Genomic DNA, 14,013 nt, shown 5'->3' with positions numbered 1-14,013 from the left:
TTATTTAGAAGGACCATTATTTTTACCTATTGGCACCCCGCTCAGATCTCTTTTTCCTCATACTCTTTTATGCGGTTTTTTAAATGACTGATATAATTGAATACCCCAAAAAAGATGCTGACAATTAGTACACCCGCCAATGCTCCCGTTGCATCAATATATACATCGAATAACCTCGGTTTGCGCATTGTAAACATTTGGTGGTACTCATCCGTAAGGGCCATCATCAGGCAAAGCAAAACCGATATTGAAGCAGCCGGAAAAACTTTCCGGCTTATGACATTCAACATCGCGCACATCACTGTGCCAATAGCAAAATATTCTACAAAATGAGCAGCTTTGCGTAATACCAGATTAAAGGTTACTCTCCAAAAAGTATCGCTTGGATCTATTGGAAAATGCTTTCCCAGGCAATTTTCTACTTTCTCAGCAATTTGCTGACTGACTTGATTGGACTGTTCTCCATTTTCAGCACTTAATTCCCATGAGACAACAACCAGTGAAATCAATAAGGAAAATAAAACAACAATCAAAATCATTCTCTTATTTAAGAAATTCCTTTTTATTAGTTTTCCCATCGTTACCTCAATAAAAAAACGAGGTCGCCTCAGCCGATAATAAGGCGACTTCATGAATCCTCGGCACGACTGACTCATAATTGAATTTTCCCAGCCGCGATTAAGCTTTTAATACATGCTCCGTTGTCCCACTATCTAATGGCACATACTTTTTCTTACGGCGTTTTATGAAAGATCGCTTGGTGTTTAAAAAATAATTGTAGGAACCATAATATCTTTTATAATCATGTTTTTTCACTTTATTTAATACCACACCTAAAATAACCGCATTTATACTTTCCAGCTGTTCTTTGGCACGAGTTACACTTTTCATTTTTGTCGAGCCCATTTCTACCACCATTAAAGACGCATCAACCTTCGAAGCGACGATAGCTCCATCGACGACACTTTCAAGAGCCGGAGTGTCAAAAAGCACAAAGTCATAATCGCTTTGCGCTTGTTCTATCAGTTCCTGAAAACGAGAAGAACATAATAATTCAACCGGATTGCTTTGCTCCAAACCACAAGACAGATAAGTGAGATTTGTAATATTCGTTTCGCTAAGCGCCTCGCTGAATTCTATTTTTCCTGTCAGGTAATCGGACAAACCCAATTGAAATTCTTGATTCAGCCTCTTGGCCGCAGGTGGTTTACGCATATCTGCATCAACAAGAAGTACCTTCCAGCCCGAATGAGCCATTGAAATGGAAAGACTGATGGCCAGCGAAGTTTTCCCCTCTTCCGGTCTGCAGCTTATCAAAACAAACGATTTTTGTTTTTTAAGACTATTGTTAATGTGTATTTTTGCCGTGAGCATATCATAAGCATCTTGAACAGCTTTATTCTCATTATCATACACATTGAAAGTTTTCAATTGCATATTTCTTTCCTCCTTCAGCGGATATCGTGTTCCGGAATAATTCCAATTACACGCAGACTCAATTGACTTTCGATCTCTTCTGCTGAACGTACGGTTGTATTAAGGTATTCAATGATATAGATAATACCGCAAGCAATAACCAACCCGGCCATAAGCCAAATAAAGGTTTTTTGAACACCATTATTTGGCATCGGATATTGTGCAACCTGTGCTTGATCCAAAATGCTAATATAATCACTTTTCGTAAGGTCACGTATCATTGCTGTAAATTCTTCCGCCATAGCATTTGCAGTTATCGCAGCAACTTCAGGATCAAAGGAAACTGCATGAACTGTCAATATGTTTGAATCTTTTTGACTGGATATAGTAACCATTGAAGCAAGCATCTCTGGTGAAATATTGTACTCAGCAAGTTTATTTGATGTTTCTGAAATAACAGACCTGCTATAAAAAATTTCCGAATACTGTTTAACCAATTCTTGACCAAATACCAAATCCTGAGAACTCAAAGCTTGTCCAGCCTCCACTTTTTCCCGGTTCAAAACAAAAAGTGTGGTGTCAGCTCCGTACATCGGCTGGTTTGAAAATATATTCAAATAATATCCTATTCCCCCGCTTATTATAACAAAAAATAAAATTAACCACCACTTATGAATTATCGAATATAACAATCGTCTGATCTCCATCTCGTTTTTTTCCTTTCAATAAAATAGTGTTTTTCTCGAGTCATATCCAAACATTACACACTACTGTCTATCAAAGATATAACTTGTGTATAATTATATAAGAATAAACATAATTTTACTATACTTCTTTAATTGAATAATTTAAACTTTTCTGAGCAAAATAGCCATATAATACACTATAAATATGGAGCAAAAGGAAATGCCAAAAACGTCAATTTTTAGTACAAAATTTTGGCAAGAAGAAATAAAATGTAAATGGTAAACTAAAGTACAGAGTTTTAAGCCAATAGAACTACAGACTTTCTCGCCACAAAGTACACAGTTTTTCGCCAACAACTACACAGTTTTCAGCCAGCTGATACAATGGAGACAGGCTGAGGATGGAGGCTGTGAGAAATGAAGGGATATTCTGTGTATAGTAAAATACAGCAACTCAAAGAACAAGGATTCCGAAAAGATGCCGTGGCAAAAAGCCTTGGCCTTAACTGGAGAACGGTGGACCGCTATTGGAAGATGACCGTAGATGAGTATGAAACCAACACAGCCAGCGTGTGCAAGGTCAGACTGCTGGACGATTACCAGGACACCATCGTCTGCTGGCTGCGGGATTATCCCACACTGAGTGCGGCTCAGGTTTGTGATTGGTTAAAAGAACACTACAAAGCGACCTTTAGCGAACGCACGGTCTCCCGATATGTGAAAGACCTGCGCAACACGTATGATCTCCGCAAAGCCCCCAATCCACGAGACTATGCAGCCGTTCCGGAATTGCCCATGGGGCAGCAGCTGCAAGTGGATTTTGGCGAGAAGTGGTTGAAAAACGTAGGCAGTGGCCGCACCAAGGTCTATACAGCCGCCTTTGTTCTGGCCCACTCCCGTTTTAAATATGCCGAGCTGCAGAGTCGCCCCTACGCCGCTACCGATTTAGTGCGAGCCTGCCACCACTGCTTTCGGTATATGGGGGGAATCCCGCAAGAACTGGTCTTAGACCAGGACAGTATCGTTTGTGTGGCAGAAAATGCTGGCGATATCATCCATACCTATGAGTTTGAAAAACTCCGGCAGGAATGCAAACTGAGCATTTATATGTGCCGTGGCGCCGACCCGGAAAGCAAAGGCAAGATAGAAAGCACCGTAAAATATGTGAAGGGCAATTTCCTGGAAAACCGACTCTACGTGGATGATGATATCCTAAACAGCAGCTGCCTGGATTGGCTGGAACGTACCGCCAATGCCAAAATCCACGGAACAACCAAGCGCGTTCCTGCGGAAGTCTTTGCCGAAGAACGGGAACACCTGCGTCCACTGGTCGAGTGCGCAGAAACTCATGGCGCCACCCTTTGCAGAACGGTCCGCAAGGACAATACCATTCTTTATGACAGCAACCGATATTCCGTTCCGCTTGGCACTTACAACAGGCAGAAAGAGGTTTGCATTGTGCCTAAGGACGGCATGTTATTCATCCAGACGGTTTTTGGAGAGCCAATCTGCGAGCACCGCCTTTCCAGCGGGAGAGGTCTGCTTATCCAAAGTACAAGCCACCAACGCGATAGGACCAGTTCCCTGGATCAGATGCAAGCTGCACTAGGCGTGCTTCTGCTTGGCAAGGCGGATGATTTCCTCCAGGAGATCCGTACCGAGAAATCCCGGTATGCCAGAGACCAGTTTAAACTGATCCACACACTCTGCGACCAGTATGGTATTGAGGCTGTCCTGGAAGCGGCTGATTTTTGTCATGACAGCAAACTCTACAGTGCCAACTACATAAAAGGCTATCTGGAGCACAGGGTCCCTAAACAGCCCGAACCGCCAGCGCTGCTCCTTCCGGTGAGCAGTGCAAAATACCATGTGACAACGCAAAAGCGCTCCCTTAGCGTCTATGCCAAGGCGGGAGGTGCTAAATAATGCGCCCCATTGACCGGGTAAGTGGACTGCTTTCCGACTTGCGCATGAACCCCATAGATTTTGAAGCACTTTTTGCTGGGAAGAACACCTTGACCCCCGTGGAAAGCGTAGAGCTGTTTTTGCAGGAACAGCAACGGCTTCGGATACAAAAGCAAAATCTGTTGCGCTGCCGCAGAGCCAACTTACCGGCTGAGAAAACCATGGATTCGTTTGACTTTGGATTCCAGCGCAGTGTTTCCAAGGAGCAGATGCTGCGACTGAGCGATATGACTTGGGTTGAGCAAGCGTACAACGTTTGTTTTCTGGGGCCTCCCGGCGTTGGAAAAACACATCTTGCTCTGTCCCTGGCTGTGAAGGGGCTGGACTTGGGCTATGCGGTGGCCTTTGAAACCTTAGACAACCTGATGAAGATTCTCAAGACGGCCGAAATCTCCGGGGCCAGCAAACGGCGGCTCAAATATCTAAGCAAGGCTGCGCTGGTAATTGTTGATGAAGTGGGTTTTATGCCGCTCTCGCCAGCAGAGGCCAATCTGTTCTTTAGCTTTGTATCTTCCATGGCCGAGCGCACTTCGCTGATTATTACATCCAACAAAGGGTTTGACGAGTGGGCCGAGTTCCTTGGCGATGCGACCATTACAACCGCTATCCTAGACCGTCTGATTCACCGCTGCGAGATCCTCAACATGACGGGCAACAGTTACCGCTTAGAGCACCGCAAAAGCATTACCTGAAAAACTCTGCACTTTGTGGCGAAAAACTCTGTATTTTGCTTGACTGCTTACAAATAAAAGAACAGGAACCATTACTAATGGAATAATAATTCGCCAAAAACAAGATATTCGGGCTAAAAAAGCTATGAATCCCCAAATTGACTCATTTTTTATATTTTTATGAAATTATCCTAGGAAAGTCTTTACTATATGAGAATAATATGCTATTTTTGTAATAGGAAAGCGTATTTTTGTTTAAAACTATTATTGACAATGGCAAACCTGCTGAAAAGCAGCGACGCAAAGCTAAAGGGCCTGTAACATGGCAGCCAGCTACCAAAGTTAGTTTTTTTTGTTTTCTCTTTGAAGCTCAATACTGACAATGGCAAACCTGCTGAAAAGCAGCGACGCAAAGCTAAAGGGCCTGTAACATGGCAGCCAGCTACCAAAGATGGAGGTTTCAAAAATGAAAAGATTTTTTCAAAAGTTAACGGTTTTTATATTGATCGCTGCCCTTTCATTAAGTGTTTATCCTCAAAACGTTTTTAGTTTAACAGCTTTCTCTTATTCGTTCGAATCCGGGCAGACTGATGGATGGAGTGGAAGCGCTATTCTTCAGGAGAATGTCGGAAGCTGTACACTACAGACTGACACAGCTAAAGCTTATGAAGGGAAACAATCTCTTAGGATTGAATATTCCGGCTCAACCAAATATGTCATTACCGGCCCTGAGCCAGAAACTATAAATCCTGGAGATCGTATAGAATACTGGATATTTATCCCCAAAAGCTCGAATCTGAATCGCATATATTTTTATTCAATTGATTCTGAGGGAAATCGAGATGAGTCTTGGTTTCATAATGATGAAGGGTTAGTCAGAGGAAAATGGTTTAATTTATCTTATCGGGTTGATCCAGAGGGCAATGCTCCATTTTCCAGCTATGGTTTTGATCTGGAAACAGAACATGGACAATCTGGTTCTCTCTGGATCGACGCTATTAGGATTAAATCGGATGAGGTTAAGACATGCCCAACCGTACCAGGACTACGTAAGGGTGTGAGCTATACAACTTCTCTCAGCACTTTAAAAGAAGGTAATAATACCTTAAATCAATCAAATTTGGATCTAATAAGAAACAGCGGTTTCGATCATATCCGTTTACCCATAAAACTGAACGATCAATCTTTGGAGACGGCACCCTATACGATCAACGAAGACTATTTGGAGTTAGTTGATTTAGCCATTGCACAAGCACTGGCTAAGGACTTAAATGTTATTCTAGATCTCCATAACTATCCAATTTTGACTGAAGGAACAAACAAAAAATTAGACGAGGAACGTTATTTTGCTTTTTGGACACAGCTATCCAACCGTTACAGCCAGTATTCCGATAATTTATATTTTCAAATATTAGACGAACCTGACTGGTATATTGGATCAGAGAAGTTAAATTCAATCCTTCAGAAGTCCTTGTCCATAATCAGGGAAACAAATCCAACAAGAAACCTAATTGTACCGCATACCCGCTGGAGCGGAGTTCGAAGTGTCAATATGCTTGAGCTTCCTGAAAACGACCGCCATCTTATTGTTTCCATACACTTCTATGAGCCTATAGCATTTACCCACCAAGGAACTGATTGGATTTTCGACAGTTTGAAGAGCCAAAAAGGAGTCCCGTGGTCAGGGACCGTTAAAGAAAAGTATGCGATTTCTGATCTATTTGATTTAGTTGCGGATTGGGCTGTAACTAACAATAGGCCGGTTATATTGGACGAATTCGGTGTTTATAACTTAGCCCCTTCCGATGATAGAGCCATATGGACAGATTTTGTACGCGAAACAGCAGAAGAACGAAACATTTCATGGACTTATTGGGAATTCAATGCGGGCTTCGGCGTATTTGCTCCATGGAAAGGCATGTTCCGTCTTGAGGTATTAGACGCTTTGATCCCTGATTCGATAGACAAGACAGGAACCGGATTTACAATAGCTTCTGAGATAACAAACTGAGGTATCGATTCAATAATATCGAAATAGGTTAATTAGGCGACATTGATTGTACCTGATTAACCTATTTGTTTATTTGAACTTTTTATTGATTTTTACATGTAGCCCAATATTTTTTAGCAATTTGGCTCTTGCATTAAATTTTTTAAAAGATTCTTTGGCGCAATATATACTACGTAATAAATTTTTTCTATATTTAATCCATTGCCTCCCTATTTCTATCATAAAAACAAAAGGAAAAAACAATTGATTATTGCGGTAAAAAGGATAACGCCCGGTAAGTTTTAACCAACTTTCCGTATCGGTTGTCTTGTTCATACTAGTAAAAATATCATTCATGAGCATTTCGGGCAAATTATCATCTAAATTGCTGTTTAAGGATATTTCTAATCCAAAAAATAAATGACAAGTAAGAAGAAGATATTGATAAAACTTGAAAAGCTCTATTGACGTTATAGTAGAATCAATGTAATGAAAATCCAGATTATCATAATAGGTATTAAAAAACAAAACAAAATCACAAAGTTGCCTGAGATTACATCCAGAATAAATAAGATGAGTAGCTAAGTGTATTACCATATTTATATACTCATCCTCAAGTGATAAAGCTGTTAATTGTATGCCTCCGATCTCTATAACGCGAACATTGTCCCAAATACGTTCTAATGGAAACGGGTTATTTCTTTTTTTCATATAACGTGGATTCCAAAGCGTTTTATGAAGTTCTACAGTAATATACCCTAATTTATACATTTCAATATGCATATGTCCAGGATCATTCACATCAAAACCTGGGGGGATTTGATAACCAAAGCTCTTCATCAGTTCAATTGCTTTTGGGATATCTTCTATTTTAACTAATAGATCAAGATCACACATACTTCGAAGCTCGGGCTGCGGATAAAGCTGTTTAAGAACAATACCTTTTAGTGCAATTGCAGGTGTTCCTTTCGCTTTAAACAATCCTATGATATTGTTTATCTGTGCAAACATAGATAATTGCTGAACTGCGATCATCACTGTAGATTTCTTCCATTCTTCTTTTATCTTCTCATCCAATAGTCCAACATCAAATTTTTTTCCGACTAGTGTATATAAATAGGCCGAAACTTTCTGTTCCATTGCTAAATTCAATAGCTCACTCTGATTTACGTTATGAAACAAATCGGATTTAATCTTTTGACCATTTACTGCGGAATTTATTAAATTAAGAAGTTTTATTTGGATTGTATTCATACCTTCTCCAAAAAGTTCAATCAATTAATTATCTTTTTGTCAGTTCTTCTGTCATTTTGGCGTAATATTGTTTTGTAAATTCATTATTGTATTCTATATTATCGTCCAACGCAATTAACTGATCAATGCTTTTTTCTATATTACTTAGATCATTAAGAAATTTTATATAATTTAAATGCCTTAACCAGTGATACGTTCCACATATCTTATAGTTATAATTATTTATTACGATACAGGGAGTACCTGTAAAGGCCGAAAATATCATACCATGCAAACGATCGGTTACTACCATTTCTGCCTGTTTAAATTGAAATAACTTTGCTTTTAATTCCAAAACTCGTTCATTTTCGTTAATAATATTTCGATAGGAGCAAGTGTCTGTTTCTGTTACCTTGTGGTAGTATTTATCCAGGCATTCTTTAATATAATTACGGTCTTTAGACTTTAAAATACTTTCGCTATCATTTCTTAAACATATTACCGCGCCCTCACGAACACATTTACCCTCTTTCGTTTGTTCTATATACATGGCCATATCTGGAGCAATTAAGATTTTATTATTTGTAAAGTATTTTTTCAAGATTTTATGTGAATATTGTTCACGTGCCACAATTATAAGATTAGGATGCTTACTGTATATTCTTTTACTCTGTTTGAATGCCTTTCTCCCGCTATAATCATCGGTGAAAAAAATGGTTTGCGGGAAGAGCATAATTTTATTTTTGGGAAACGCTTTGATGACTACCCGTCTGATATTTTCAATATATTGGTATTGATTGCCAATATTTCCTCCCCCACTGTAAACAATATAATCGTTTTTTTTAATGTTCTTTTTAATACCTGGCAAATAAATAAGCAACTTATTTTCTGGAATTTCAATTATTTTATGATCCGGCAGTATATTCTTCAAATATTTTTTTGTTGCAATAGCAATGGCATGATCCCCTATATTATTATGTTCTGGTGTCCCAAATAAGTAGATCGCCTTTTTCTGAATAATGTCTCTTTGATATTTCTTATTGTAATTTAAATATCCAAATAGAGAAAGAAGCCGACATCTCAGCGAAGGATGCTTCGCTATTTTTGGACTGAGAACAGTGTAAATAAAATACAACAATTTATATAGTATTTTAAATTTTGTAATTATATTCAATCTTATTCTATCAAGCTTTTTTAACGCCTTTACCTCAGGCATCTTACTGTATTCTTTTAAAGAAGAAATCAATATTGGTATTTTTTCTTGATCAGCTATCGACAATTTTTCTTTTAAACTCAAATTGTAAACAAGCAGAGAGGTAGAAACTGTCAATTCGAACATAAATAATTTATATTCAGGTAAGATCTTTACCAGGTCATTCAACCGGTATTCATATGCTTTATATAAATCATAGAGATTATGAAAAGTTTTTTGTTGGGAAATACCTTCATCACGGAGTATATAATAATAAAGATAATCAGGAATAATGGCAATTCTTTTAGATAAAGCAAACAATTTAAATGTTGTAGCAATGTCTTCGTAGTTCATCCCTACCGGATATCGTATGTGGTTAAACAATTCTTTTTTATACAATTTATTCCAAGGATAGTTTTTGATCATTGTGTCATTCAATAATATTTCTGATCCCTCTGTGCCTGATACTACGGTATCTTCCTTAATGAAATACGAAAAATGTTGTTTGTTTTTTTGAACAATATGATATCCGCAAATAGTAATATCAGTGTTAAGTGAAACAGCTTTGGCGTGCAATATTTCATACATATCATTCTCAATCCAATCGTCACTATCAACGAACCCAATATAATCTCCTGATGAACTTTCAATCCCAACGTTTCTTGCATCTGACACCCCACCGTGCTTCTTATGAATAACCTTAATTCTATTATCCAAGCATGCATACTCATCGCAGATAAATGGACAATTGTCTATAGAACCATCATCAACTAAGATAATTTCAAGGTTTTGATATGTTTGGTTAATGACAGATTCAATACACCTTCTCAGAAAACATTGGACATTATAGATAGGTATGATTACACTTATCTTGTCAAGATTAAGTTCTAACACGTTACTAACCATTTTGAGGTTCTCTCCTTCAGATACATTTATAAGGATTTTGTACCTTTGCTGCGCCCCATACGCGGCCTTTACTCTTAAGTCTATCGTTTATCCAAGCTCTCTTTTATCATGATCAGTTTTACTAGCTCCTTAACTCGCGGCGGTATCAACTTCTTAATCCTGTATGATATCATTTTCCTTCTATTTAACCTATAATACCGATCAGCAATGGCTTGATATCCACCCTCTCGCCAAATTTTAAGTATTGCTGCCCTTTTTTCGCTCCTCTTGGTTGGCTGTCTTAATTGTTCATTATGCACCCGGGCTTGCTCAAACGTAGAATGCACTAAGGTTAAATGTTTTTCGAGTTTTTCAATTAACTTTATCCCCTTTGCACTATTCACCAATAAGACGGATATACCGTTTTTTATGTCGATTTCAGGATGGCTTTTTTCTATGCCCCAATAGTCACCCATAGTGAAATCTCCCTGTCTACCTCCACCAGCATACTTACAATCGTAGCAGCTCTCGCGATAGATCTCCCCTTTCAAAAAACAGCTATAGTAATAGGACGTGATTGGTGGTATCAATTGTTCTAGTACTACTCCGTTTTTTATATAAATAATCTTCCCCATTAGACCCCAGCCTTTTTCTTTATCTCTGAACCTGAAGTCTATAACTTTACCCTTCAGCTTAGCCTCCAGATGTTTAATATAACCTTTGAAGAACTCTGCGCTTGGAACGCCATGGCAAATTATATCAGCGGTGATGAGATTCTCATAATCCGTCCGTAAATATGATTTCAATCCAGCTATTTGACAGGGAGCACCAGTAAATAAAACCCTATTTCCCAGTTCTAGATACTTTTTTGCTTCGAGATAGGTATGATTGATATTGCTTTGCACATATTTAGAACCTTGAAGCTTCTTCATATCAGTTAAGTTGTCGATACCGATATGCATTGGCTCCATATCACTATTATAGGTACATCCAAAAACAACACCGTTCTGCTCAAATATTATTGAAGCAAGTGCCGCAAATGCCCCTCCTGATGAGCTGGCTGCAAGAACAGATTGATTCTTATTGATAGCAACATATGTAGCAAGCGGAACATCAGCGGTTACCACCCCAATTTGAAAAGCACAAACTGTTCTACAGTGTCCGCATTCTATACATAAGTTATCATTGACTGTCGGATATATAAAACCATCCTCATCTGGCTGCATTGTAATAGCTTGCTTCGCACAAATGTTCAGGCAAGCGGCACAACCAGAACACTCTTTTTTATCATTATATAAAATCATAAAATCCCTTGCTTTCAATTTTTCTCACAATCTTAAAATCCCCAATCTTTAATTATCTTCAAAATTCAGATATTTTCTTTTAGATATTTCTTTGACTTTTCTGTCTCCAAACCAATAATATCATTAACTTTATCAAAGTTTATTGGATTCAGCAAAATGTTCTCTAGCTCGTTGATATCCTTAAGTTCTCTGTCATCAACCGAAAATCTTTGTAATAAATCACTAAGCTTTTGCTTATTGCTTTCTCGAATAATCGTTATAAATGGTATGTTATATTTTATTGAATAGATTGTCCCGTGAAATGTATCGGTTATTATATAGTCAGCACCTTTTACATAAGCTAATAGTTCAAACGGATCAGCTTCTAGCTTTAAATCCGTCCATTTCTGATGTGTCCCAATGGAAACTGTTTTTTTATTATATTTCTCAGCGAATCGCTTGATAGCGTTTATCTCAACTTCCGAGCTAATCCTGTCTCCGTAAGCATAAATCAATATGTAATTGTCCAAACTGAGCTGTGGTGGAATCAATTTATCAAAATCAGAAATCATAACTGGATCCACATTTATGACAGGCGGTTTACCTGTAAGATTTTTGACTATCTCATAAGAATTATTATCTCTCACAGAAATTCTGGAAAATGAAGTAAGCATTTGACTGATTTCTGAGTCTATTCCATATTTTCCGAGTCCCTTTATGGTTGTATGTCCAAAACTAGCTGCATAACTTATTACTTTTCCTGCGTTATTATCTTTGCCAAACAGTTCCTTCGAATACCCTACATCAGGATTTGTCTGTAAACAATTGAATACCTCATCGCTACCTATTACTAAGACATCAACTTTTGTCCTATATATTCTATGCTTGCTTAGACCAAGCATAGAAAAATATTTTTTATCGAAAAGACTGGACAATGTTTCCTTCCTTAATATAATCTTATTTATTATGCGATATGCTTTTCTGACAATTCTATAAATAATACCTTTCTCTTTATATGAAACAATTGGTTTTTCAATCTTATAATCTACAAATATTACTTCATGTCCTAAATTTTCGAGAGTCATTTTTAACCCGAATGCTTGTAGAAATGAACCATAATTCTTAATCCGTTGCATTGACATAATCCCGATTTTCATCGTTTTAGTGCTCCTTTAATCAAAGTACCTTTAGAGTAATAAAAATAGAGGCTATCTTTTGGTTTTATCCCTAAATAACTTTATTATTTCCGAAATTTGACCTCGGTCAATTAAAATGATGAAGCTTACATACATAAATGCGCATATTAGAATTGAAATAAAGCTCCAAATAACTGCTGAGGAAATTTGCTTCAACCCGATTGCAATTAAGCTCATCAGCAATGTACTGCAAAGAGGCTTTGCAACATTACTCAACATGTCCTTTAGGGAAAACCCCATAAAAGCACGCATAAATATAAAACCTACAATTGTTCCCTGAAATCTTATCAGTGATCTGGCGTATACTAGAGACCAAAATCCAAACTTCATACTTATTAAGCAGGTAGGGATAAGAAACGTCAAATGTATTATCTGATAAATGAAAGAAAGACGTGGTTTTCCTTTAGACCTATATACCTCACCATTAAAATTTGAAAATATGATTCCGAAGGCTGCAACAAAAGCCCAAATACCGATAATATTGCTTGCCTCAATCCATTGACTGCCAAACATAATATTCGTCACTAAGTCACTGTAAAGAAATATTCCGAATCCCAAAGGCAAAACCAAGTAAGATATAAATCTTTGAGTCTTATAATACATTGCTTGAAATTCAGTATCGTCGTTCTGCAAACGTGATAATACAGAGAAAAGGATAGGAATTATCGAAGCCGTTACGAGACTCATGAATGAATTAACCATATTAAGGGAATTTTTGTAAAGTCCTAGATAATATGCACTGAAGCTGTTTCCAATGATTAATGCATCAATCCATAATGTAAACCAAATTGAGATAGCTTCCATTAGTGACCAAACACTGAAAGAAAACATTTCTCTTAATAAAGCAAAATTGTAGTATAACTCTGGTCTCCATTTGGATTTAACTGTTAACATTATGGCGTTTGCGAGTATTCCACAAGTTGAACCAATAATCAAAGACCAATACTGAAATCCAATCATAGCCAAAGGGACTGTGATAATAAGCGGGATTACCGATGAAACGATTCTAGCCAAAAATAATGATTTAAAATTAAACTCTCTTCGAAATAATGCTGTCTGTATACTTGAGAAAGAAGTTAAAGGTATTTGAACGCAGGCGATCGCAACAACCAAGCCCAAATCAGGATTACCAGCGGAACGAGCAATTTGATCACGAAATAATGCGATTAGACCCCATAGAGCAAACGCAATCGTTAGGTTGGTTATAAATGCGACATTTGTACTCTTTTTTCTTTCTTCTTCATCTTTAAACTCACGCTGAATCAAATAACTTTGAAAACCAGCATCCGAAAATAATCCGGCAAAACTGATGATCATTGTGATTGTGGTAACAACACCGAATGCTTCTGGAGCTAAAAACCTTGCCAGAATCATATTGGTTATTGGTATTATTAGTTTTGCCGCGATTTCCGTAATCGTAGACCATTTTGCAGCGTCGCCAGCTTTTATCGCTAAATCATTTTCTTCCAATTTATTCTCCTATACACTTGAGAATA

At 37.7% G+C, this 14,013-nt stretch carries 11 protein-coding genes and 2 riboswitches; of the genes, 3 read left to right on the top strand and 8 right to left on the bottom strand.

Annotated elements, in window-relative coordinates; all coding sequences use genetic code 11:
- Window positions 1-41: 41 nt before the first annotated feature.
- The 3 genes from SGLY_RS08055 to SGLY_RS08045 form a co-directional block, all read right to left on the bottom strand.
- A complete protein-coding gene (locus SGLY_RS08055) occupies window positions 42-539 on the bottom strand; it encodes a VanZ family protein (protein WP_242822997.1) in 498 nt (165 codons plus the stop codon).
- 139 nt (window positions 540-678) lie between these two features.
- Window positions 679-1,437 carry a CpsD/CapB family tyrosine-protein kinase gene (locus SGLY_RS08050; RefSeq protein WP_013624781.1) on the bottom strand — a complete coding sequence of 253 codons (759 nt, stop codon included), beginning with the start codon at window positions 1,435-1,437 and terminating at the stop codon, window positions 679-681.
- A gap of 14 nt (window positions 1,438-1,451) precedes the next feature.
- Window positions 1,452-2,123 (bottom strand): YveK family protein, encoded by a 672-nt coding sequence (locus SGLY_RS08045; RefSeq protein ID WP_013624780.1) that lies wholly within the window; start codon window positions 2,121-2,123, stop codon window positions 1,452-1,454.
- A 396-nt stretch (window positions 2,124-2,519) separates the two neighbouring features.
- On the opposite strand from SGLY_RS08045, the gene istA reads away from it, so the two are divergent.
- The 3 genes from istA to SGLY_RS08030 all read left to right on the top strand — a co-directional run bounded on the left by istA (window position 2,520) and on the right by SGLY_RS08030 (window position 6,749).
- Window positions 2,520-4,028 carry an IS21 family transposase gene (gene istA / locus SGLY_RS08040; protein WP_013623336.1) on the top strand — a complete coding sequence of 503 codons (1,509 nt, stop codon included), beginning with the start codon at window positions 2,520-2,522 and terminating at the stop codon, window positions 4,026-4,028.
- Complete coding sequence (istB, locus tag SGLY_RS08035; protein ID WP_013623335.1) at window positions 4,028-4,759, top strand: IS21-like element helper ATPase IstB; 732 nt, start codon at window positions 4,028-4,030, stop codon at window positions 4,757-4,759. Before istA ends, istB begins: the two co-directional genes overlap by 1 nt.
- A 244-nt stretch (window positions 4,760-5,003) precedes the next feature.
- Window positions 5,004-5,079, top strand: a riboswitch (cyclic di-GMP riboswitch).
- A gap of 33 nt (window positions 5,080-5,112) precedes the next feature.
- Window positions 5,113-5,188: riboswitch (cyclic di-GMP riboswitch) on the top strand.
- Between the two features lie 16 nt (window positions 5,189-5,204).
- Window positions 5,205-6,749 (top strand): glycoside hydrolase family 5 protein, encoded by a 1,545-nt coding sequence (locus tag SGLY_RS08030; RefSeq protein WP_013624779.1) that lies wholly within the window; start codon window positions 5,205-5,207, stop codon window positions 6,747-6,749.
- A 69-nt stretch (window positions 6,750-6,818) separates the two neighbouring features.
- Here the strand turns inward: SGLY_RS08030 and SGLY_RS08025 are convergent, their stop codons facing one another.
- The 5 genes from SGLY_RS08025 to SGLY_RS08000 all read right to left on the bottom strand — a co-directional run bounded on the left by SGLY_RS08025 (window position 6,819) and on the right by SGLY_RS08000 (window position 13,987).
- Entirely contained in the window at window positions 6,819-8,006 is a 1,188-nt protein-coding gene (locus tag SGLY_RS08025; RefSeq protein WP_242822996.1) for a nucleotidyltransferase domain-containing protein, read from the bottom strand.
- Window positions 8,007-8,010: 4 nt separating this feature from the next.
- On the bottom strand, window positions 8,011-10,059 hold the full coding sequence (locus SGLY_RS17115; RefSeq protein WP_013624777.1) for a polysaccharide pyruvyl transferase family protein: 2,049 nt from the start codon (window positions 10,057-10,059) through the stop codon (window positions 8,011-8,013).
- Between the two features lie 80 nt (window positions 10,060-10,139).
- Window positions 10,140-11,360: a Coenzyme F420 hydrogenase/dehydrogenase, beta subunit C-terminal domain gene (locus tag SGLY_RS08010; RefSeq protein WP_242822995.1), complete on the bottom strand. Its 1,221-nt coding sequence runs from the start codon at window positions 11,358-11,360 to the stop codon at window positions 10,140-10,142.
- 47 nt (window positions 11,361-11,407) lie between these two features.
- A complete protein-coding gene (locus tag SGLY_RS08005) occupies window positions 11,408-12,478 on the bottom strand; it encodes a polysaccharide pyruvyl transferase family protein (RefSeq protein ID WP_013624775.1) in 1,071 nt (356 codons plus the stop codon).
- Window positions 12,479-12,529: 51 nt separating this feature from the next.
- Complete coding sequence (locus SGLY_RS08000) at window positions 12,530-13,987, bottom strand: lipopolysaccharide biosynthesis protein (RefSeq protein ID WP_013624774.1); 1,458 nt, start codon at window positions 13,985-13,987, stop codon at window positions 12,530-12,532.
- Window positions 13,988-14,013 lie beyond the last annotated feature (26 nt).

This window comes from Syntrophobotulus glycolicus DSM 8271, assembly GCF_000190635.1.
Taxonomy (GTDB): domain Bacteria; phylum Bacillota; class Desulfitobacteriia; order Desulfitobacteriales; family Syntrophobotulaceae; genus Syntrophobotulus; species Syntrophobotulus glycolicus.
This window is presented reverse-complemented; position numbering and strand designations above follow the sequence as displayed.